Genomic DNA, 22,860 nt, shown 5'->3' with positions numbered 1-22,860 from the left:
CATGAATGCAAAAGAACTCATCGCTCGCCGCGTAGCCCTTGAACTGCATGATGGTGACATTGTTAACCTAGGTATCGGCTTGCCAACTCAAGTAGTGAATTACTTACCACAAGATATTCATATCACCCTACAGTCAGAAAATGGTTTTCTGGGTTTAGGCCCGGTAACTGAAGCACATCCTAATCTGGTCAACGCGGGCGGGCAACCTTGTGGTGTTCTGCCGGGTGCCGCCATGTTTGATAGTGCCTTCTCCTTTGCCCTGATCCGTGGAGGTCATGTTGATGCAAGCGTCTTAGGCGGCCTTCAGGTCGACCAAAACGCTAACCTAGCAAACTGGATGGTTCCAGGGAAAATGGTACCGGGTATGGGCGGAGCAATGGACCTCGTTACTGGTGCTCGCCGCGTAATTATTGCCATGGAACATTGCGCCAAAGATGGCTCATCAAAAATCCTCAAACAGTGCACTTTACCGTTAACCGCCAAAAACAAAGTCAGCATGATTGTGACTGAGATGGGCGTTTTTGAGTTTGAGAAGGGACATCTGATCCTGAAAGAACATGCTCCGGGCGTCACGCTTGAAGCTATCCAGACTGCTACCGATGCTGAATTCAGCGTTGCGGCAGACTTTAAAGTTATGCCAATCGTTATTGAGGAAGGTGTAGCATGATCGGCCGTATATCTCGTTTCTTAACTGGCTTTGTCAGTCGTTATCTACCTGACCCGCTAATTTTCGCCATGCTGTTAACCATGCTCACTTTTGTTATCGCACTGGCTCTGACACCACATACGCCTGTTGAGATGGTGCAAATGTGGGGTAACGGCTTCTGGAACCTGCTGGGTTTCGGTATGCAAATGGCGCTGATTATCGTCACAGGACATGCTTTGGCCAGTTCTGCGCCGGTTAAGCGCATTCTGAAGCTAACTGCATCTGCCGCTAAAACACCGGCACAGGGCGTGATGCTGGTAACGTTCTTCGGTTCCGTTGCCTGTGTGATTAACTGGGGTTTTGGGCTGGTAGTAGGCGCAATGTTTGCCCGCGAAGTGGCTCGTCGGGTGAAAGGCTCTGACTATCCGCTGTTGATTGCCTGTGCCTACATCGGCTTCCTGACATGGGGTGGTGGTTTCTCTGGTTCAATGCCGCTGTTGGCAGCGACACCAGGTAACCCGGTTGAGCATATTGCAGGTCTAATTCCGGTTTCTCAAACCATCTTCACGGGCTACAACATCTTTATCACTTTATCTCTCATTGTGGTGATGCCGTTTGTGACCCGTATGATGATGCCAAAACCGGGAGATGTGGTAACAGTTGACCCATCTCTGCTGGCTGAAGAGCCTGACTTCCAGAAAAAACTTCCTGCTGATGCTCCAGTGGCAGAGAAAATGGAAGAAAGCCGCATCATCGCGTGGATTATTGGTGCGCTGGGTATCGCTTACTTAGGCATGTACTTCTACGACAAAGGCTTCAACATCACCATCAACACCGTCAACATGATGTTTATGATTGCCGGTTTACTGCTGCACAAAACACCAATGGCTTATATGCGCGCTATTTCTGCCGCAGCCAAAAGCACCGCAGGTATTCTGGTGCAGTTCCCGTTCTATGCTGGTATCCAGCTAATGATGGAACACTCCGGTTTGGGCGGTCTGATCACCGAGTGGTTTATTAACGTCGCCAACAAAGACACCTTCCCAATCATGACCTTCTTTAGCTCCGCATTGATTAACTTTGCGGTGCCATCAGGTGGCGGCCACTGGGTTATTCAGGGTCCATTTGTTATGCCTGCGGCACAAGCATTAGGAGCCGATTTAGGTAAATCAGCTATGGCAATCGCCTACGGCGAACAATGGATGAACATGGCACAACCATTTTGGGCTCTGCCTGCTCTGGCTATTGCTGGTTTAGGGGTTCGGGACATTATGGGTTATTGCGTCACCGCCCTGCTGTTCTCCGGCATCATATTTGTTATCGGCCTCACCGTATTCTGACGCCAATAGTAAAACAGAGAAAAATTAAGGAATTGAGTTATGAACAACATTGTTATCGTCAGCGCAGCGCGTACCGCCATCGGCAGCTTTAACGGCTCACTGGCTTCGGTTTCTGCCGTTGATTTAGGTTCAGTGGTTATTCGTGAAGCAATGGCCCGTGCTGGTATCAGCGGTGAAGCGGTTGATGAAGTTATTTTTGGTAACGTACTTCAAGCTGGTTTAGGTCAAAACCCGGCTCGTCAGGCACTGTTAAAAAGCGGCATTCCTGAAACGGTTTGTGCCTATACCGTTAACAAGGTTTGTGGTTCTGGCCTGAAAAGCGTCGCACTGGCAGCACAGGCAATTCTTGCCGGTGATGCGCAGACAATTGTTGCTGGTGGTATGGAAAACATGAGTCAGGCTCCTTACCTGCTGGATAGCAAAGCACGTTGGGGCTACCGTTTAGGTGATGGCAAACTGATGGACGTTATCCTTCAGGACGGCTTAATGTGCGCCACTCACGATTACCACATGGGAATCACCGCAGAAAACGTGGCTAAAGAGTATGACATCAGTCGAGAAGCTCAAGACGAGTTGGCACTGACATCACAGCAAAAAGCGGTTGCGGCCATTAACAGTGGCGCATTCGCCAAAGAAATCGTTCCAGTAACGGTAAAAAACCGTAAAGGCGACACTATCGTCGATACTGATGAATTCCCAAAAGCGGATACCACAGCGGAAGGTTTGGCAAAACTGCGTCCTGCCTTCACCAAAGAAGGAACGGTAACAGCGGGTAATGCTTCGGGTATTAACGATGGAGCCGCTGCGTTAGTGGTGATGTCCGAAAGCCGTGCTAAAGCGCTGGGGTTAACACCTCTGGCCCGTATCAGAGGCTACGCCAACGGCGGTGTTGCTCCATCCCTGATGGGGATGGGCCCGGTACCTGCAACGCTGAATGCGTTAAAGAAAACTGGTCTGTCACTGTCTGATATCGACCTGATTGAAGCGAACGAAGCTTTCGCCGCTCAGTTCTTGGCGGTAGGTAAAACGCTGGGATTTGACCCTGCCAAAGTTAACGTTAACGGCGGTGCTATCGCTCTGGGTCACCCAATCGGTGCATCCGGTGCGCGTATTCTGGTAACTCTGCTGCATTCATTACAAGCTAGAGATAAAACGCTGGGTCTAGCCACGCTGTGTATTGGCGGTGGTCAGGGTACGGCAATGATTGTTGAGCGTATGAGTTAATTATTCGCTTCTACTGCAAATACCGGTATCTTTTGGTACCGGTATTTATATCCAAATCGTTCTTGCGTTCATGCTAATAGCCTCACTATCACTCATTCCTCTCCGGGTCACTCAAATCGATATTTTGACCAATAAGCTCTGCGTCAGTCTCTATTGCGAGACCAGCCATATTCAAGCGCCTGCCGGGCATAGGCCATACGCAGCTCGGTATCTTTTAAACGCGTAAATAGCACAATTGCCATATCAGGCCAGGCTTCAGCAAAAGCACGCATTGACATAAGGTTAGCGCGGGAAAAACCTTTAAGTTCCGGAAATGCTGTTCTTAAACCTTTGGCTAACTGTTTAATAACTTTGGTTCCCCCAACTCTGTTCAGCCTGTCGGGTTAAAATGTCTCTCCCAATATACCAATAAAGCGCAATAAACTCCTGATTGACCACTAAGATAGCTTTTTTGCCACGCAGTCTGAATTTGAGTTTTTAGGGCCACCAGCCATTCACTGTAATCTGAGGGGATTAATTCTGAGGTCATTTTTTGATTCTTCTGATACAAGCCAGAGCAAATCATAAAATACTTATTAACGGCTCCCTCGCTCAGCTTTCATTATCTGGAATCCATTACTCAATATTTGTGTTCCCTCATAAAAATAGCCCCGACGGTTTTCACCTGTCGGGGCTATTTTTATCAATGCTGCTATTAACAAATTCTTGGCAATGGTTCGCTATGCGGTAAATCCAGCAGGCGAGAAGCACCAAAGATTCCTTTGAGTTGAACTCTGGCGGTATCGGTTACTGTACCAATCACCTCAGCATCTTTACCCAAAGGATGGGCACGTAATGCAGCTAACGTTGCCTGCTCTGCTTCTGGTGCGACCACAATCACCAACTTACCTTCATTGGCAAAGTTTAGCGGCTCTAGCCCCAACAGTTCACATACCCCACGAACCGCAGAGTTTACCGGCAAATCGCCTTCGTTAATCGACATACCGCAGCCGCTGGCAGCGGCAAACTCATGCAGGATGGCGGTTACGCCGCCTCGGGTTGCATCGCGTAATGCTCTGACGCCATCGATATCGCGTAATGGCGCAATCAGTGGCGTTAAGACCGCACAATCGCTAGTTAACGCGGCTTCCAGCCCCAGATTTTCACGCAAATTCAGAATGGTTGCGCCATGATCCCCTAATGTTCCACTCACGAGAATACTATCGCCAGGGCGAATGTGTTGGGCACCCCACTGAATGGACGCCGGAATTGTGCCAATACCTGCCGTATTAATAAATACTTTATCTGCTGCGCCACGCTGCACCACTTTGGTGTCACCGGTAACAATCGCAACTCCAGCAGCAGTCGCAGTGTCAGCCATGGATTTAACAATTTGCTCCAGCTGTTGCAGCGGTAACCCTTCTTCAAGGATAAACCCACAAGAGAGGTATTGCGGAACCGCACCGCTCACCGCCACATCATTGACCGTTCCACAAACCGCCAGCTTACCGATATTACCGCCGGGAAAGAAAATAGGATCAATAACATAGCTATCGGTGCTAAACGCTAAGCGATCGCCCACTGACGTCAGTAATGACAATGGAATACGCGCCTGATCTTCCCGTTCATTCAGAGCCGGATTAGAAAAAGCCTGTAAAAACAACTGTTCAATCAGCTGCTGCATAGCCTGACCGCCGCTACCATGCGCCATGGTAACCACATCTTTTTCAGTAAAAGCCATAAATTAAGCGAGCCCCCGGCGATATTGATAATAGGCGGCACACGCACCTTCAGAGGAAACCATCAGTGCCCCGAATGCGTTTTGTGGCGTACAGCGGGTACCAAACAGCGGACAATCATTTGGCTTACAGCGCCCGGTCAGAACATCCCCGCAGCGAGCCAAGGGATCGTCAGCCACCTCCTGATGCTCCTGAGTGTTAAAACGCAATTCTGCATCAAACTCGCGATAAGCAGGGGTTAACTGTACGCCAGAACCTGCAATCGAGCCCAAACCACGCCATTCGCTGCTCTCTTTCAGTTCAAAAACGTCATCCAGTGCTTTACGTGCCAGCGCATTTCCCTGCTGAGAAACGATACGCTTATATTGGTTTTCCACTTCACAGCGACCGTCATGTATCTGATCCACCAGCATAGCCAGCGCCTGCAAAATATCTAACGGTTCAAATCCGGTAACCACTAGTGGTTTATGGAAGTCTTCCGCAATAAAGCCGTAAGGCGTAGTACCAATCACCATACTCACATGACCAGGTGCAAGAAAGCCGTCGATTCTGACATCCGGTTGCTCTAACAGGCTGCGCAACGTTGGGATAATGGTAATGTGCTGACAGAAAATACTGAAATTCGTTAAACCACGACGCTTAGCCTGTTGTAGCGTCAACGCGGTACTTGGCATGGTGGTTTCAAAACCAAGGCCAAAGAACACCACCTGCTTATCCGGATTTTGCTCGGCAAAAGTCAGGGTATCCAATGGGGAGTAGACAATACGCACATCAGCACCACGGCGTTTGGCATCTAACAGAGAGCCATTGCGTCCGGGCACCCGCATTGCATCACCATAGGTACAAAAAATCACCTCAGGTCGTTCGGCAATCTCAATACAGCCGTCAATGCGTCCCATCGGCAAGACACACACCGGGCAACCCGGCCCATGCACAAATTCAATTTCTGGTGGTAACAGTTGGTCAATACCAAACTTGTAGATAGCGTGAGTATGTCCACCGCACACTTCCATCAGTTGCAGTGGACGTTCACTGGCCTTAGCAATAGCGGATACTTTATGTCGAATATGGGCCAGCAGTGTTTTTGCCAGTTCGGGATCGCGAAATTCATCAACGTACTGCATCATCCGCTCCGGCATTGATCCCGATAAAATCACCCACTTCGTGCTCCAGCACGCTCATTGCCATCAGGGCTTCCAGCGTGGCCTGAGCCTCTTCTTCATTAATGATGCTCATCGCAAAACCAACGTGAACCAGAACCCACTGGCCGATTAATTCGGCCGGCTCACCTTCACAAATAAGCGCAATATTCACGTCGCGCTTTACACCACAAACGTCAACCTGAGCCAGTTGATGAATATCTTTACCTACGGCAACGATCTGACCCGGAACCCCTAAGCACATAACTGCGTCTCCAGCCATGCAACCCAGGCTTCCATTCCCTCACCGCTGGTTGCTGACAGTTGGATAACCTGAATATTCGGGTTAATCCGGCGGGCATTGGCAACACAGGCTGCTACATCAAAATGCAGATACGGTAACAAATCGATTTTGTTTAAAATCATCAGTTCCGATGCAGCAAACATATGAGGATATTTTAATGGCTTATCTTCCCCTTCGGTCACTGACAGAACGGCTACCTTCGCCCGTTCCCCCAAGTCGAAACTGGCAGGACAAACCAGATTACCAACGTTCTCAATAAACAGCAGACTCTTCTCTTTCAGCTCAAGGCGAGTGGCTGCATCGTGCACCATTTGTGCATCCAAATGGCAGCCTTTCCCGGTATTCACCTGAATTGCCGGTACGCCAGTAGCGCGAATGCGTTCGGCATCATTGGTGGTCTGCTGATCCCCTTCAATCACCGCACAGGATAAGCGCTCCCGTAAACGCATCAGGGTTTCAGTGAGTAATGTGGTTTTGCCGGAACCCGGACTGGATACCAGATTCAGTGCCAGAATCTGTTTTTCAGCGAAATACTCTCGGTTATGTTTCGCCAGATGATTGTTCTTACTCAGCACATCCATCTCAATTTGCAGCATTCTTTTCTGGCTGATTCCCGGTGCGTGAGTACCCGCTTCACCGTGGCCGTAATCTAAATCTTGCTCGATTTCACGCGGCCGAAATTTCTCTTCATTCTTCTCTGCGCTCTCATTTGGCTCCATCTCCAGCTCGAACTCTACATCCCCCATCTTTTGGGCGATGGCAGTATGCACGTGGTGATGTACATCCCCTTGGTGATGGTAGTGATGATGGATAACAATGGTGCGCGGAGTTTCATGATGACTATGATGATGTTCGTCATGGTGATGGTGACCATGATCGTGACTATGCCCGTGATGAGCATGGTCGTGACTATGATGACGGTCTCCATGATCGTGATGATGGTCATGGTCATGGTCGTGATGATGGTGGTCACGATCGTGAGCATGGCTATGCTCATGGCTGTGATGGTGATGATCCTGTCCGTGATGGTGAGAATGCGCGTGTTCCTCTCCTTCAATTCGCCGCTCGCCCGCAGCACATCCGCAAGTAGTACACATATAACTCCCCCTCAAGACATTATCTTGTCACAGTTCAATCAGTAAATTCAGCCAGCTCATTTGCATTGGCAATATGAGATAAATATTCGAATTAGATATTCAAGATGTTACTCAACTTCCAGCTCTTTAATTTGCAGGGTATCACCACTGTCGACACGCAAACTAAACCCCTGACATTTCGGGCACTGGGCTTCATGCTGAGTAATTTCTACTTCACTGCTACAGTCCCAACACCAGGCCTGCGCTGGTTTCTGAATAATATGAAGCTGGCTACCTTCGGCTACAGTACCACGGCAGACAACATCAAAACAAAATCGCAAAGAATGCTCTTCCACACAGGAGAGCGCCCCGACTTCTAACCATACGCCGGTAACCCGCTTCACACCATGTTGTTGAGCTTGTTTCTGAATAATTTCTATTGTGCTTTCACACAATGATATTTCATGCATTACTACAATTCCTGCGGCCTAATAACAGTGCACGCCGCCCTAGTTGGCTTGGAGCATCCGGATCGCTGACCGGAATCGACAGCAGCATACGTGTACAATCATTAGTTAATTGTACACCCTGTTCAGGCGTTAAAGAATGATCCAGCGGGGACATCAGTGAGCACGTCAGGTATTGGGCAACACCTTCCAACTCACCAACGGTAAAGGTCATATTGTCATAAGGCAGCGCTAAACCCAGCTTGTCGCTAATGGTGCGCAATGGCCAAATTTGGTCAGGCCCCGGCAAAATCAATGCACTCAGCATCCACGGGGTAATCACACAACCAACCCACTGCCCTTCAAACAGCTTAAAGCCGGAGACATGCACCGGCATATTAGGATGAAGGAAAGAGAGATCGTGCATGGCTTTAGCAGCGACATGCTGAAAAGCGCGCTGAACTAGCGCTGTTGGCTCTTCAGCGTAACCATAAATCTCATCGGACATGCTTATTTCTCCTTGGGTAAAACTTCTACACCAGATGAGCGCAAGGCCGCTATCACCTCTTGTAACGCGGGTTCAATCATGGCTTCAACCGTTGCGGTCATACCAATATGCGGTTCCAAAGATTCAGGAATTACGCCAACCAGCGTCAGTTTACCGGGGAACTCCCCGGTAAAGCGGAGGGCCGACAGTACGTCGGCCAAACCTAACTGATGCGGAGAAATCTTATTAGTAAACAGCGTTGGCACTTCTTCATCACGCAAAATCATAATGGTGCCCGGCGTACGCTTTTTGGAAACGATAGCATCAGCAATAATCAGATGATCGCGATTTGCCATAGCCTCCAACAGTTCCATTCCGGCGGTTCCGCCGTCCAGAACCTCCACGTAGTCAGGTAGGACATAGTTTTGCTCCAAAGCCTCGACAACACGTACGCCTATCGCTTCGTCGGTTAAAAGAACATTACCAACGCCTAATACTAATATCCGCATTAAAGAACCTTAACTTTTGTGACTTCATTACCATCCGCATCAACCACGTGTACCGCACAAGCCATACATGGATCGAAGGAGTGAATAGTACGTACAACTTCTAACGGTTTCGCCGGATCGGCAATTGGAGTACCTACCAGAGACTGCTCATATGGCCCAACGTCATCATTGAAGTTGCGAGGGCCAGAGTTCCAAGTTGATGGAACCACTGCCTGATAGTTCTCGATTTTGCCATCTTTGATAACGATCCAGTGGGATAACATACCCCGTGAAACTTCCGCAAAACCTACGCCTTTGAAGGTGCCGGTTGCTGGAATATTTGGTTTCACATAGGCAACATGGTCCCCTTTGCCGATGTTTTCAATCAGTGATTTATACTGATTTTGTAACAAATCTTGCAGGGTACAGGCGTGTACAGTACGGCCAACAATACGCCCCAATGTTGAATGCAACTGAGCAACTTCAATGGTTTTACCGGTTAATGCGGTATAAATACCCACGATATCATTCAGATGCTTCTTGGTTGGTTCATGGTTAGCCGCCAGCTTACACAGCATATTGGCTAATGGACCCACTTCGGTAGTTTTACCGTAGAAAGTAGGGGATTTAACCCATGAATATTTGCCGTTCTCATCCCAAGTGCTGTAGTTAGGAATGGTGGTACCTTCCCACGGTGCCTGTGGCTCTTCATCTTTATACCAAGCGTGTTTAGCGCTTTCCTGAATACCTTTAATCAGGAACTCGTCTGATTGAGAGGTGATCGGACGGTAGGTTGATAAATCACTGTTGGTGATGTAACCGCCAGGGAACACGAAGCTACCGTTTTTACTGTCGGTCGGGAATTCAGGCGTACTGAGATAGTTAACCGCTCCCTTGCCTAATTCTAACCACTCCGGATAAAACGCCGCAATCACCGCCGTATCCACTTTGTACACCTGCTGTACGAAGTCATTTAAACGGTCAATGAACGATTTGATGTACATCAGACGCTCAAGGTTCAGTACCCCTAAGCCATCCAGATTGATTGGGTTAGCTACCCCGCCTACGGCCAGATTTTGAATATGGGGGGTTTTACCACCCAGCAACGCCACCACGCGGTTAGCATCACGCTGACATTCAAGCGCCTGCAGATAGTGAGCAACAGCAATCAGGTTCACCTCTGGCGGTAATTTCATCGCCGGGTGTCCCCAGTAACCATTGGCAAAAATGCCCAATTGGCCGCTGGCAACCAGATCCTTAATTTTGTTCTGAACTTTAGTAAACTCTTCTTCACTATTCAGATGCCAGTTGGAAACACCTTTCAATAAGGCCGCTGCTTTAGCAGGATCGGCTTTTAGTGCAGACGTAATATCCACCCAGTCTAACGCTGAAAGCTGATAGAAGTGCACGATATGATCGTGCGTCATGTGCGCAGCCAGTATCAGGTTACGAATGTACTGTGCGTTTACCGGGATATTCAGATTCAATGCGCTCTCAACAGAGCGAACGGATGCAATAGCATGAGTGGTGGTACAAACTCCGCAGATACGTTGGACAATCATCCATGCATCACGCGGATCGTTACCCTTTACGATCTCCTCCATGCCACGCCACATCGTACCTGACGCCCACGCTTTGGAGACCTTTCCATTTTCAATTTCGCAATCAATGCGCAAGTGACCTTCGATACGTGTTACCGGGTCAATAGTGATACGTTGGCTCATGCTTTACTAGCCTCTTGATTCTTGTGAAGATTTTTTAAAGAAGGAATAACCGGCAGTAGACGAATCAGTAAGATATAGGCACATATCTCGATACTCACAAAGCCAATTGAAATTAACAGTTCTTCCCAAGTTGGGAAATAGTGGTAACCACCACCTGGATTAAATGCAACCAGGGAGTAAGACATACGCCACATAGCACAACCCAATAACATACTGACAGCACCGATAAACAGCATACGAGAATCGTTAGCCCATTTACGGAAACGGAAGACCACCAGCGGGAACAGCAGCAGTGCGATTTCAATCCAGAACATCACCGCATAGAAGTCACCGGCAAAGATATAAGACAACTTATCTCTGTAAACCAGTTCGCCGAAACGAAATACCAGGAAGAGCAACAGGAATATACTAATGATACCCATCAGCTTCCTGAACATCGCTTTTTCATCCTGCCCTTTACCTCTTAGCCCTGCCTGCACCAGCGATCCTTCGAATATCACTATCGAGAATCCCATAATAAAAGCGGTCAGCAGTGAGTAAAGCGGGAGCATTTCATAGCTTTGCCAAATTGGATGGACTTTATGACCCGCGGCAATCATCAGAGAACCCATTGATGATTGGTGCATGGTTGGCAGTAACGCGCCCAGCGCAAGAACAAAGAACATCACTTTATTAAGACGCTTCAGGGATAATTTCCATCCCATACGTTCAAACAACACTGGTGCAAATTCTAACGCCATGATGCCAATATAGATGGTCATACATACCGCAGTTTCAAACAGTACCGAGTTCACGTTGAAATAACCCGGAATGTAGAAGTACGGTAAGTTCCAGTAACGACCTACGTCGATGGTAATCGACAGCCCACCCAGAGAGTAACCAAACAGGCTGGCTAACAGCGCAGGACGAACCAGAGGATGGTATTCACCTTTGTTAAAGACATATACCGCCCAAGCTAACGCCCAACCACCACAGGCAAAACCGGTACCAATCAACAGGTCAAAGGCAATCCAAATACCCCACGGATAACCACCGTTAAGATCGGATACCGAACCCAGTCCAAAGACTAAACGCTTAACCACAAAAATTAAGCACAGCACAACCAACGGCCCGAATACGATAATCGGCCAGCTGACGAGTTTGCCGCCCAGCGGCGTTGGCTTATGATGTGTGCTCATTATCATCTCCTTCTTCGTGATGGTCGTTTTTCGTATTACGACGAACCAACACGGTTAAGCCCGCTAAAACGGCCAGCGGCAACATCATGCCTTTATAAACCGTATGCTGAATATTTTCAGAACGCGCACCGGTAGAAAGATCGGCAAGCTCCGGCAAATCAAGGTTTTTAAAAGGAACACCGGTCAACACTAACACTTGTGTACCACCGCCCTCTTTTTCACCATAGAGATGCGGATAGTAATGCGGAACCGTATGCAGATAAGGATCGCTACCGTTTAGCGTCTGACGAGGATAGCGATATTCATCACCGGCTTTCAGCGCCAAGCGCTTCTTGGCTTCCGCCATCAACTCTTCACGCGTCCCAAAAATCACCGCGCCAGCAGGACAAACTTCCACACAGCCCGGTAAGCCACCTTTATTCAGGCGCTCAACACCTTTCTGGTTACACAGTTCGCACTTGTGTAATTCACCAAATGGATTGTTATAGTCATATTTAGGAATGTTATAGGGGCAACCCACCATGCAGTAACGACAACCGGTACAAATGTCAGCGTCGTAGTGAACGATGCCGGTCTTTGGATCTTTCTTCAGGGCAGACACCGGACAAACTGAAACGCAGTTTGGATCAACACAGTGCATACACTGCTTTTTGATGTAAGCGTAACCGTCGACTTCCTGATCTTTGTTTTCACCCGTACCGCTGCTCCACACCTGAATAATATTATTGGTATAAGGGGACAGCTTGTCGTTGTTTGACCACGTTTGATTGCCAATAGGGTTACGCTGTGGATGGTTAATGTCCTGACACTTTGCCACACAGGCCTGACAGCCCACACAAAGCGTCGAGTCATATAACATCCCCAGCGCACCCGGAATAGGTGGTTTATTCTCAGCAGCCGCAAGACAGGTAGACGTACCACCCGCCAGCAGCGCACCACCTGAAGCTATTTTAAGGAAATTGCGTCTATTCACGGTTATTCTCCCCGTGATTCGGTATCGTCTTTCTTTTGCTGACGCCCAAGTTCACGAACCGACATCACGCTTACCCCAGCAACCAGACCAGCCACACCGCCAATCAAGCCAACCGCCGTTGGTGAAATACTTCCACCCTCACGGTTGTCGACGTCTGGCTTCGCATAGCGCGGCGTTGGATTTTGAACGCTCGCCAGTTGGTGAATACCTTTATGGAAGCCAACCCCTTCTTCGTTACAACCATAGCAAGGGTGACCAATAGCCACAGGCCATACACCACCAACGTCGCAGAATTGCAGGGTTGAACAGTTACCGTAAGTTTCAGGACCTTTACAGCCTAAATGGTACAGACACCAACCTTCACGGTGCCCCTCATCACCAAACTCTTTCGCAAAGCGACCCGCATCGAAATGTGGGCGGCGTTCGCAGTGTTCGTGAATCAGACGACCATAGGCAAAGGTAGGTCGGTTTTTAGCATCCAGCTTCGGTGCTTTACCGAAAGTAATAATGTGGGCAACCGTTGCCAAAAAGTTATGTGGGTTTGGTGGGCAACCAGGAATATTAATCACCGTTTTACCCGGAAGAACTTCCTGCAGACCAACGGCTCCCGTCGGGTTGACGCCCGCGGCAGCTACACCACCCCATGCCGCACAAGAACCGATCGCAATAATCGCCGCAGCATGCTCAGCCGCTTTGCGAATATGGTCGATAATAGGTTCACCCGCCACCATACAGTAAATGCCGTTATCTTTTAATGGAATAGAACCATCAACGACCAGTACGTACTGCCCTTTATATTTCTCAATGGCATTATGCTTGTTTTCTTCAACCTGATGACCGAAAGCGGCAGAAAGCACTTCATGATACTCAAGTGAAATCGTTTCCAGCAGTAGGTTCTCAACGGTTGGATGAGTCGCACGCAGCAACGATTCCGTACATCCCGTACACTCTTGCGCCCCAATCCAGATAACAGGCGGGCGCTGAGGGTTACTAACCGATTCCGCAATTTCAGCGGCTGCATTTGCACTTAGACCCATAGTAGCGGCCAGTGCGGTACACAGCTTCATAAAATCACGGCGATTAATACCGTGGGAAGGAAGAAGAGGGTTGTCTTCTATCATTATAATTATTCCTTTACGGTGACTAACGACATTATTCATTTATACGAATTTAGTGGCCGAATGTTAGGCCTATGAAACAAACCTCGTTTGATCTTTATCAAACACCGTGAAACATAGGTCCATTATTTCATTGATATGTGACTAAAAACGATTCAGCAAATGCATGCTATTAACTTAAAATTAACAATGAATTAATAATTGGTAACATTGACTTATTTTATATAACTACACTTGATTATACGTAGAGCGATATTCAAAACTTTTGATATTGATCAGGGGGAAAAAGAATAGGAAAAAGCAATAAGTAACAAAATATAAATACACTTTAAAATCAAATGAATAATAAGAATTCAAATAAGAATCATTCCATAAAAAACAATATTCGCTGATACGTTAAGCATCTCCGATAATCAATGAAAAAGGTGGAAACATTATTATTTCATTATCACCTATATTCTGTTTATTGTGATGTGGCAGACCTATTTTTGATAATAATTTATGCGCTGCATATTGACCGATTTCACGTCGAGGAATGGCTACAGTAGATAAAAAACATTCAAATTTCCTAATAAATTAATATAGGAAAAACCAACGGGCGAAATATTTTTAAGTGCTCTTCTGTTTATTAGTCAATTTTCCGCCGCGGTGATGCACTTCGATCTCTTTAGGCTAAAAAACACAAGAAGTAATGATGAAAATGCTAAAGTTCATGCACGAGATATCGACTGACATTCAGCATGGGATAACATTGCCGAATTTAGCTAGAAGCCATGATCAATGTGGTGGAAAGTATTTGGTATATGATAAACAGCCAAATATCTCTTTTGAAAATTAAATCAATTAAAATAATAAAGAACATACATAATATGAAAAATACACAAATATTTTATCACTCATACAACAAAAGAGTGATGCAAATGCCATATTAAGCTCGCTAGCTCGGCTATAATATGCCAGTTCATATAATTAACCCGTTGCTACACACAATAAGATTTGGAGGAATGCAGTGCAAACCTTTAACGCAGACATTGCTATCATCGGAGCAGGGGGCGGCGGTCTTCGTGCTGCCATTGCCGCTGCCGAAGCCAACCCCAACAGCACCATTGCGCTGATTTCTAAAGTCTACCCCATGCGCAGCCACACCGTCGCCGCTGAAGGCGGCTCCGCTGCCGTTATCAAGCCCGAAGACAGCTTCGAATCTCACTTCCATGACACCGTCGCCGGTGGTGACTGGCTTTGTGAGCAAGACGTCGTCCAGTACTTCGTGGAAAACAGTCCGCGCGAAATGGTCCAGATGGAACAGTGGGGCTGCCCTTGGAGCCGTAAAGACGATGGCTCCATCAACGTCCGTCGATTCGGCGGCATGAAAGTTGAACGGACTTGGTTTGCCGCCGATAAAACCGGCTTCCACATGCTTCACACCCTTTTCCAGACCTCCCTTAAGTACCCTAACATCAAGCGCTTTGATGAGCATTTCGTTCTCGACCTGCTCTCTGACGAAGGTCATGTCCGTGGTTTAGTCGCCATGAACATGATGGAAGGGACCCTGATTCAAATCCGGGCCAATGCCGTGGTGATGGCCACCGGTGGTGCAGGCCGCGTTTACCGTTACAACACCAACGGCGGTATCGTCACCGGTGACGGTATGGGGATGGCGTTCCGTCACGGCGTGCCATTGCGTGATATGGAGTTCGTTCAGTATCACCCAACCGGCCTGCCCGGCTCCGGTATCCTGATGACCGAAGGTTGTCGTGGTGAGGGCGGTATTCTGGTCAACAAAGACGGCTACCGTTACCTGCAAGATTACGGCATGGGTCCTGAGACCCCGCTGGGCAAACCGGAAAACAAATACATGGAGCTGGGTCCCCGCGACAAAGTCTCCCAAGCCTTCTGGCACGAATGGCGCGCCGGTCGCACCATTCCTTCTCCGCGCGGCGATGTGGTCTATCTGGACTTGCGTCATCTGGGTGAGAAGAAGCTGCTTGAACGTCTGCCGTTTATCTGCGAACTCTCCAAAGCCTATGTCGGCGTTGACCCGGTGAAAGAGCCTATTCCGGTTCGTCCTACCGCGCACTACACCATGGGCGGGATTGAAACCAACCAACAGTGTGAAACCCGTCTGACCGGTCTGTTTGCCGTGGGCGAATGTTCGTCTGTGGGGATGCACGGCGCTAACCGTCTGGGTTCTAACTCCTTGGCGGAGCTGGTGGTGTTTGGTCGCGTGGCCGGTGAACATGCTATTGCACGTGCCAAATCGGCCGCACCGGCTAACAGCAGCGCACTGGATGCACAGGTGGCGGATATCGAAGGCCGTCTGCATGCCCTGCTTAAGCAAGAAGGCACCGAGAACTGGTCGAAAATCCGTGATGAGATGGGCCTGAGCATGGAAGAAGGGTGCGGTATCTACCGTACCGAAGAGCTGATGCAAAAGACCGTCGACAAGATTGCTGAACTGAAAGACCGCTTCAAGCGCGTTAGCATTACTGACCGCTCCAGCGTGTTCAACACGGACCTGCTGTATACCATTGAGTTGGGTCACGGTCTGGATGTGGCTGACTGTATGGCCCACTCGGCGCTGTTACGTCGTGAATCCCGTGGCGCACACCAGCGTCTGGATGACGGCTGTACCGAGCGTGATGACGTGAACTTCCTGAAACACTCACTGGCCTTCTACAGCCCGAACAGCACCACCCCGCGCATTGAGTACAGTGACGTGAAAATTACCACCCTCGCACCGGCTAAACGTGTATACGGTGCCGAAGCGGAAGCCCAGGCTAAAGAAGAGGCATTAAAGAAGGAGCAGGCGAATGTCTGAGATGAAAACCCTCAAAGTTGAAGTCATGCGCTACAACCCCGAGCGCGACAGTGAACCCCACTTCGAGGCGTATGATGTGCCTTATGATGCATCCACCTCACTGCTGGATGCGCTGGGCTATATTAAGGACAATCTGGCACCGGACTTGTCTTACCGCTGGTCCTGCCGGATGGCGATTTGTGGTTCGTGCGGCATGATGGTCAATAAGGTGCCGAAGCTGGCCTGTAAGACCTTCCTGCGGGAGTACACCGGTGGCCTGAAGGTAGAAGCGCTGGGTAACTTCCCGATTGAGCGTGACCTGGTGGTGGACATGACTCACTTTATTGAGAGCCTGGAAGCCATTAAGCCTTACATCATTAATGACAGCCTGAAGCCGGAGAACGGCCCGACCCTTCAGACGCCAGCCCAGATGGAGAAATACCATCAGTTTTCCGGTTGTATCAACTGCGGCCTGTGTTATGCCGCCTGTCCTCAGTTTGGTCTGAACCCGGAGTTTATTGGTCCGGCGGCCATTACCTTGGGACACCGTTACAATCTGGATACGCGTGATAAGGGTAAAGCGGCCCGTATGCCACAGCTTAACGGCAAGAATGGCGTATGGAGCTGTACCTTCGTCGGTTACTGTTCTGAAGTCTGTCCTAAACACGTTGACCCGGCCTCTGCTATTCAGCAGGGCAAGGTGGAGAGTTCGAAAGACTTTATGATTGCCATGCTGAAACCTCAATAAAGGGAGAGGGATACTATTATGATGACCAAACGTAAGCCCTATGTCCGCGAGGTGAACGCTGACTGGTGGAAGAGACTCGGGTTTTATAAGTTTTACATGTTCCGTGAGAGCACGGCAATCCCTGCGGTGTGGTTCAGTCTGGTGCTGATTTTCGGTGTGTTTGCACTAAGAAGTTCGGAGAGCTGGTCTGGCTTTGTGGGCTTTTTAAGTAACCCGGTGGTGATGGTGATTAACCTCATTACGCTGATTATGGCACTGGTGCATACCAAGACGTGGTTTGACCTGGCCCCTAAGGCGGCGAACATTGTGGTGGGACAGGAGAAGCTGAGCGCGAAGCCGATTGTGATGTTCTTCTGGGGCGTAACGATTGTGGCGAGCCTGATAATTCTGGCCGTGGCACTGATTTAAGGAGTCGACTGACATGATTGAACAAAATCCGAAGCGCTCTGACGAGCCGGTATTCTGGGGCCTGTTTGGTGCGGGCGGAATGTGGGGAGCGATTATTGCGCCGGTCATTATTTTACTGGTGGCCATCATTCTGCCGATGGGCTGGGCACCGGAGGCGCTGAGTTATGAGCGTATTCTGGGGTTCTGTCAGGGATTTATTGGCCGGGTATTCCTGCTGCTGATGATAATCCTGCCGATATGGTGTGGATTACACCGTATGCACCATATGACCCATGACCTGAAGTGGCACGTGCCGGCGGGCAAGCTCGTATTTTACGGTCTGGCGACGGCGCTGAGTGTGATTGCGGTGATTGGGGTGGTGATGCTGTAAGCAGTATGCCCTTTGACTGTCATGATACCGGTTGTTAAGAAGCGCCCCTTTGGGGCGCTTTTTGCATACAGGGGGAATGGTTTTTTAGTTTTCATATCTGCGGTTGTGGGTATTCCGGCCGTAAAAGCAATGTTGCACATATTACCTTTGTGCACGGCCGGGAGGGCCGTGAGTTTTGAGTGGTAATCAGCTTCGGATTGCGTCAGGCCTAGCCGGCTACGGGCAGTTATGAAACACCTTGCGGTGTTTCACCCTGCGGGCCAGCGCTAGCGCTGTTCAAACAGGCTTTTGCCTGTTTGTCGTTGGCTGACGCCAAGTCGACCCCCACGCCCGTCTCTCCCAACGATTGGCTTTGTTGAAAAACCAAGGCTAACGGCTAACATGCCCTGACGAGGTGATTGCATCAGATGGTGACATCTGATGTTAAGAAGTAAAGAAGCGCCCCGACGGGGCGCTTTTTGCGTACAGGGGGAATGGTTTCTTTAAATCAGCAACAGTGGGTATTCCGGCCGTAAAAGCAATGTTGCACATATTATCTTTGTGTACGGCCGGGAGGGCCGTGAGTTTTGAGTGGTAATCAGCTTCGGAGTGCGTCAGGCCTAGCCGGGCTACGGGCTGTTATGAAACACCTTGCGGTGTTTCACCCTGCGGGCCAGCGCTAGCGCTGTTCAAACAGGCTTTGCCTGTTTGTCGTTGGCTGACGCCAAGTCGCCCCCACGCCCGTCTCTCCCAACGATTGGCGTTGTTGAAAAATCAAGGCTAACGGCTAACGGCTAACGGCTAACGGCTAACGGCTAACGGCTAACGGCTAACGGCTAACGGCTAACGGCTAACGGCTAACGGCTAACGGCTAACGGCTAACGGCTAACGGCTAACGGCTAACGGCTAACGGCTAACGGCAGTAAATGATACAGAAAACAATTCATCACAATACCTTCAATCGACTTACTTCAGATGCCAACCAATAAAAAAACCACTGTGACATTCAAACCAGAGCAAAAAACCCATATTCAGGGGCTACGCCCCTGAATACTACACCGCAGGCGGCCTGAATTCGTGTGCGAAGGCGCGGAGGTTCAGGAGGCGTTCGCCTTAACGCCGCCTGCTCGGCCGCTGCACAATAGTCGAGTCAGACTTGCGTCACTCAGCAGCATCAGCGGACGAAACCACCCCCAAACCTTCGGTTCTAATTTAAGACTAATCAAAACCTCACGCTTACATTCATATTCACCATATTCGACTGCTGGTTATCGGCAAAATACTGCTCATACATCATATTCAACGCCATGTTATCCGTGAATTCCCACTCCAGACCGCTGCCAACCATCATCACATCGCGAGACAATGGAACACCATCCAGCGGCATGTATTGATTCACGCCGGTAAAGCTCGCGTTGTAGCTGCCATTGTCCTGAGCGATCGCTCGTTGATAGTGAGTCTGAGCCGTCAGGTTAATTTTACCTTTATTTCCCATATCCCAGCCGTAACCGGTACGAGCACCTACACCAGCCTGCCAGCGGGTAGTGGTTTGAGCGTTAGCCTGTAAACCAAAACCAGAAGCACCGCTCTCTTTAAAGGCATCCTGTTTCAAACTGATGTATTGCGTATCAACATAAGGGGTGAACTGCCAACCCTCTTTTTTCATGCGATAACCCATTTCACTACCAACGGTAAAGTAGTTACCGCTTTGGTCGCTGTTAACCTGAGCGGTTTGATTACCCAGTAACAGGGTCCGTTTTTGTTGACCATCGTAGTAACCCGATGCAATACGCCCGGTCACATAGTAAGAATCAAAGATCTTGCCGCCATACAAAGAGGCTTCACCCACGGTGCCACTGCTGCTTTCTGAGCCACGGCTCAGGCTGCCATTAGTATCACTGCGGGTAAGAGAACTACCGATAAAGGTATTTTTATCCAGAAAAACGTCCTGCCCCATGACCCAACCGTTCATGTTGTAATTAACACCAGAGAAGCCAGAACTGCTCAGGTTGCTCTGATAATTAATATTACCGGTCCAACCGTTACTTCTTGGGGAATCCATTAGTTGAGCGATATGGTCAGAAACCTGACGATTGTTCACGTTAACCGCTTGCATAGTCATTGCCATCGTAGCGGCTGGCAATTGCCCGGACAGACTTTCCAGAGAGGCTTGGGCTGCCTGAGCATTCGGTGACTGTTGCAGGCTGGCTGCGCCGCTCAGGAATTCAGACATTTTGACATCGGCTGGAGCCGGTGAACTGACCAGTTGTTGGTCTAACTGAGTAAATGCCTGTTCAACCCGAGTCGCCCCTGAGGTTGCCGCTGCATTGTATTCAACACCCGCCACATTCGTGGCCTGTACCCGTTGGATATTCAGCCAAACCTGATTGCTGCTGTAATCAGGTGTTGCATCCAGAAAGACACCGGATGCTTTGGTGAACGTGCTAAATCGCCCTGTCACCCCCCCCTGAGCCGTTAACACATCCTGACGTTGAGTTGAGGTCACATATCCTTGCGGAACCGCTAATACGTGAAGATCCCCCGCCAGAGAAGCGGTACCTTGAACATTCAGCGTAGAGCCTAATACCAGCGCTAAATGACCATCAGCGGTTTGGACATAGTTGCTGTTAAAGTTAGTTTGTCCATTACGTAATACCACACTGCCCTGGTTGTTGACGTTACCGCCAACCCGACGTACATCCAGCGTACCAGAAGGGCCAACGTTTACGGCAGAGACTAATCCGTTATCTGAAGCCAGTGTGCCACCTAATACCTGTGTTAATCCGGTATAAGCCGCATCCTTCCCAAGTATCAGTGTACCGGTGCCATTCTTAATTAGACCACCAGCCCCACTAATTGAGTTACCCCACGTTGAGCTGTATCCACTGAATGAAACGCTGACATCTCCCCAATCAAATTTCGCCGGGCCACGCACCGCAGCATCAACATTCAACATGCCATAACCAAACGTGGCATCAACCCCGGGATCGCCAAGATCGGTTGCCGTACCCAGTAAGGTCTGACGAACTAAATCATTGGTAAAATAAGGAAATGCTTGCCATACCATCGCTGCCGCCCCCGTTATCTGCGGAGTAGCAAATGATGTACCAGAGACTAATGAATTACTTAATTCTCCAGTTTGTGCATTCTGGCTGAGAACTGACACCGTACCCGGTGCTACCAGGCAATAATGCATGCTAATCCCACAAGCATTGGCATAAGCGGAGAGTTCATCCGGTCGGTTAACATTCACAGCACTTGCCACCAGCCACCCCTTCTCTAAAGCAGGTGAATTAGCAATCGTTGGCAAAGAAGCGATTTTGTTTGGCGTAACATCGCTGTCATTTCCACTAGCGAATACCACTAGCCCGCCACGGGTGACGACAAAGTATTGATAAGCATTAACATAGCTATTAGTGGTTGAGGTTTCAGTAATCGGCCAGTCAGGCAGGCTCCATGAGTTATTCAGAATTTTGGCACCGGCATTCGCCATATCATAATTAACTTGGGTTAAAGAGTACCCCTTAGAGCCAGCAGAACTAGAAGTATCAGAAATGATTCGAGCACTGACTATTGTTGCTCCGGGGGCAGTACCGCCGGAGAATGGCCCAATCCGCTGCCCTGCTAAAGTTTGGGCCACGGAAGTACCATGACCACGAACATCGCCCACACTGGTATCGTTAGTCGCGGGGTCAACATAAGTTAGCGATTGAGCAATTTTTCCCTGAAGCGCCAGATTAGAAGTTAATACCCCGCTATCGACCAAACCGACAATCACGCCTGCACCCGAGTATCCCGCCATCCGAGCTTCTGCGGCATGGGTAAGAAACAGATTCTGGTTGTAGGTATTGCGAGTAAATGGTTCTGTCGCGGAGATAACTGAAAGAATGGTTTCTGCCGGTGGTGTAGCGGGAGCCAAAGTACCGCCGACGCCCTCATTACTACCGCCGCCACCGCCTCCTCCTCCGCCACCACCACAGGCAGAAAGAGATAGCATCAAAAGAGAATTTCCAGTGAGATATAAAGATTTTTGTAATAATGATTTTTCTGAGGACATGAGGAGTACCTCCGGCTTTTATTAGCCGTTTTTATAAGCAATTTAAACATTCCTTGAATTCCGCAAATAAGATTTAGTATCTCGCATTTCGGATTTCAGATATAAGCCATCCCTCCCCCTGAAAGCTTTCCCAAAGGTTTCGGAGATAATACTTATGAATAACAATGTTATGTTGCTTACTGACTAACCCTATCAAATGAATTGCAACGACACTTTTGATGGTTATTCTAAATGTAATCCTAGACGTACTATCCATACCCGTCAAATACACAAAGCATTTTATTTACAATTAATTAACAATAAATTAAATAATTTTAAATCAATATGTTAATCAATAAAATTATTATTTTAGCTTGAAAAATGATCATTTATTTTTTTACAAAGATATAAAAACCACACAAATAAAATGGATAAAAGTTAACTTAACCACTCATAAAGGAACAATTTTTTTGTGGATTTAAATAGGAAGAAATAAAAATAATATTTTTTTACAAGTATTAATAATTTGATAACAAATCTGATTAACAATTAAGGTTAAAAGTGTTTTATATTAATTTGATTTATTTAATATAATTTATAATTTCAACATTAATACATTGGAAAAATAATATAAAATCCAATTTAATTAACCCGTTGTCAT

21 protein-coding genes are annotated in these 22,860 nt (G+C 48.5%); 7 read left to right on the top strand and 14 right to left on the bottom strand.

Annotated features, from left to right (window positions below; translation table 11 throughout):
• Position 1: 1 nt before the first annotated feature.
• From HYN51_RS00995 to HYN51_RS00985, 3 genes are read left to right on the top strand one after another with little or no spacing between them, the layout of a single operon-like run.
• Complete coding sequence (locus HYN51_RS00995) at positions 2–667, top strand: CoA transferase subunit B (protein ID WP_108901146.1); 666 nt, start codon at positions 2–4, stop codon at positions 665–667.
• Positions 664–1,986, top strand: a complete 1,323-nt coding sequence (locus tag HYN51_RS00990) for a TIGR00366 family protein (RefSeq protein ID WP_108901145.1) — start codon at positions 664–666, stop codon at positions 1,984–1,986. Before HYN51_RS00995 ends, HYN51_RS00990 begins: the two co-directional genes overlap by 4 nt.
• A gap of 39 nt (positions 1,987–2,025) precedes the next feature.
• A complete protein-coding gene (locus HYN51_RS00985) occupies positions 2,026–3,210 on the top strand; it encodes an acetyl-CoA C-acetyltransferase (RefSeq protein ID WP_108901144.1) in 1,185 nt (394 codons plus the stop codon).
• Positions 3,211–3,353: 143 nt separating this feature from the next.
• Here the strand turns inward: HYN51_RS00985 and HYN51_RS16680 are convergent, their stop codons facing one another.
• The 12 genes from HYN51_RS16680 to hybO form a co-directional block, all read right to left on the bottom strand.
• Entirely contained in the window at positions 3,354–3,557 is a 204-nt protein-coding gene (locus HYN51_RS16680; protein ID WP_329958628.1) for a DUF1016 N-terminal domain-containing protein, read from the bottom strand.
• A gap of 347 nt (positions 3,558–3,904) precedes the next feature.
• On the bottom strand, positions 3,905–4,930 hold the full coding sequence (gene hypE, locus HYN51_RS00975; protein ID WP_108901143.1) for a hydrogenase expression/formation protein HypE: 1,026 nt from the start codon (positions 4,928–4,930) through the stop codon (positions 3,905–3,907).
• A 3-nt stretch (positions 4,931–4,933) separates the two neighbouring features.
• The gene (hypD, locus tag HYN51_RS00970; RefSeq protein ID WP_108901142.1) at positions 4,934–6,052 is read right to left on the bottom strand and encodes a hydrogenase formation protein HypD; all 1,119 of its coding nucleotides are present in this window, start codon (positions 6,050–6,052) and stop codon (positions 4,934–4,936) included.
• Positions 6,039–6,332 (bottom strand): hydrogenase maturation factor HybG, encoded by a 294-nt coding sequence (gene hybG / locus HYN51_RS00965; protein ID WP_108901141.1) that lies wholly within the window; start codon positions 6,330–6,332, stop codon positions 6,039–6,041. The genes hypD and hybG overlap by 14 nt, the downstream gene beginning before the upstream one ends.
• The gene (gene hypB, locus HYN51_RS00960; RefSeq protein ID WP_108901140.1) at positions 6,323–7,468 is read right to left on the bottom strand and encodes a hydrogenase nickel incorporation protein HypB; all 1,146 of its coding nucleotides are present in this window, start codon (positions 7,466–7,468) and stop codon (positions 6,323–6,325) included. Before hypB ends, hybG begins: the two co-directional genes overlap by 10 nt.
• Positions 7,469–7,575: 107 nt before the next feature.
• The gene (gene hypA / locus HYN51_RS00955; RefSeq protein ID WP_108901139.1) at positions 7,576–7,917 is read right to left on the bottom strand and encodes a hydrogenase maturation nickel metallochaperone HypA; all 342 of its coding nucleotides are present in this window, start codon (positions 7,915–7,917) and stop codon (positions 7,576–7,578) included.
• Entirely contained in the window at positions 7,910–8,401 is a 492-nt protein-coding gene (gene hybE, locus HYN51_RS00950) for a hydrogenase-2 assembly chaperone (RefSeq protein ID WP_108901138.1), read from the bottom strand. Before hybE ends, hypA begins: the two co-directional genes overlap by 8 nt.
• 2 nt (positions 8,402–8,403) lie before the next feature.
• A complete protein-coding gene (locus HYN51_RS00945) occupies positions 8,404–8,889 on the bottom strand; it encodes a HyaD/HybD family hydrogenase maturation endopeptidase (RefSeq protein ID WP_108901137.1) in 486 nt (161 codons plus the stop codon).
• A complete protein-coding gene (gene hybC / locus HYN51_RS00940; RefSeq protein WP_108901136.1) occupies positions 8,889–10,592 on the bottom strand; it encodes a hydrogenase 2 large subunit in 1,704 nt (567 codons plus the stop codon). Before hybC ends, HYN51_RS00945 begins: the two co-directional genes overlap by 1 nt.
• On the bottom strand, positions 10,589–11,770 hold the full coding sequence (hybB, locus tag HYN51_RS00935) for a Ni/Fe-hydrogenase cytochrome b subunit (protein ID WP_108901135.1): 1,182 nt from the start codon (positions 11,768–11,770) through the stop codon (positions 10,589–10,591). Before hybB ends, hybC begins: the two co-directional genes overlap by 4 nt.
• Positions 11,754–12,743 carry a hydrogenase 2 operon protein HybA gene (gene hybA / locus HYN51_RS00930; protein WP_108901134.1) on the bottom strand — a complete coding sequence of 330 codons (990 nt, stop codon included), beginning with the start codon at positions 12,741–12,743 and terminating at the stop codon, positions 11,754–11,756. Before hybA ends, hybB begins: the two co-directional genes overlap by 17 nt.
• Positions 12,744–12,745: 2 nt before the next feature.
• The gene (hybO, locus tag HYN51_RS00925) at positions 12,746–13,864 is read right to left on the bottom strand and encodes a hydrogenase 2 small subunit (RefSeq protein WP_108901133.1); all 1,119 of its coding nucleotides are present in this window, start codon (positions 13,862–13,864) and stop codon (positions 12,746–12,748) included.
• Between the two features lie 1,006 nt (positions 13,865–14,870).
• Here hybO and frdA point away from each other — a divergent pair.
• Genes frdA through frdD form a run of 4 tightly spaced genes read left to right on the top strand, consistent with a single transcriptional unit; the run spans position 14,871 to position 18,184 of the window.
• Positions 14,871–16,679, top strand: coding sequence for a fumarate reductase (quinol) flavoprotein subunit (gene frdA, locus HYN51_RS00920; protein WP_108901132.1), 1,809 nt, complete (start codon positions 14,871–14,873; stop codon positions 16,677–16,679).
• Positions 16,672–17,406, top strand: coding sequence for a succinate dehydrogenase/fumarate reductase iron-sulfur subunit (locus HYN51_RS00915; protein ID WP_108901131.1), 735 nt, complete (start codon positions 16,672–16,674; stop codon positions 17,404–17,406). The genes frdA and HYN51_RS00915 overlap by 8 nt, the downstream gene beginning before the upstream one ends.
• Before the next feature lie 18 nt (positions 17,407–17,424).
• Positions 17,425–17,814 carry a fumarate reductase subunit FrdC gene (gene frdC, locus HYN51_RS00910; protein WP_108901130.1) on the top strand — a complete coding sequence of 130 codons (390 nt, stop codon included), beginning with the start codon at positions 17,425–17,427 and terminating at the stop codon, positions 17,812–17,814.
• A gap of 13 nt (positions 17,815–17,827) precedes the next feature.
• Positions 17,828–18,184, top strand: a complete 357-nt coding sequence (gene frdD / locus HYN51_RS00905) for a fumarate reductase subunit FrdD (RefSeq protein WP_108901129.1) — start codon at positions 17,828–17,830, stop codon at positions 18,182–18,184.
• A gap of 226 nt (positions 18,185–18,410) precedes the next feature.
• On the opposite strand, the gene HYN51_RS16220 is transcribed toward frdD, so the two are convergent.
• Together HYN51_RS16220 and HYN51_RS00900 are read right to left on the bottom strand one after the other, a co-directional pair.
• Entirely contained in the window at positions 18,411–18,551 is a 141-nt protein-coding gene (locus HYN51_RS16220; protein ID WP_157952946.1) for a hypothetical protein, read from the bottom strand.
• 834 nt (positions 18,552–19,385) lie between these two features.
• Complete coding sequence (locus tag HYN51_RS00900; RefSeq protein WP_108901128.1) at positions 19,386–22,220, bottom strand: autotransporter serine protease; 2,835 nt, start codon at positions 22,218–22,220, stop codon at positions 19,386–19,388.
• Positions 22,221–22,860: the final 640 nt, after the last annotated feature.

Source organism: Limnobaculum parvum (assembly GCF_003096015.2).
GTDB lineage: Bacteria > Pseudomonadota > Gammaproteobacteria > Enterobacterales > Enterobacteriaceae > Limnobaculum > Limnobaculum parvum.
The sequence above is the reverse complement of the archived record's forward strand: the minus strand, read 5'-3'. Positions and strand labels throughout refer to the sequence as shown.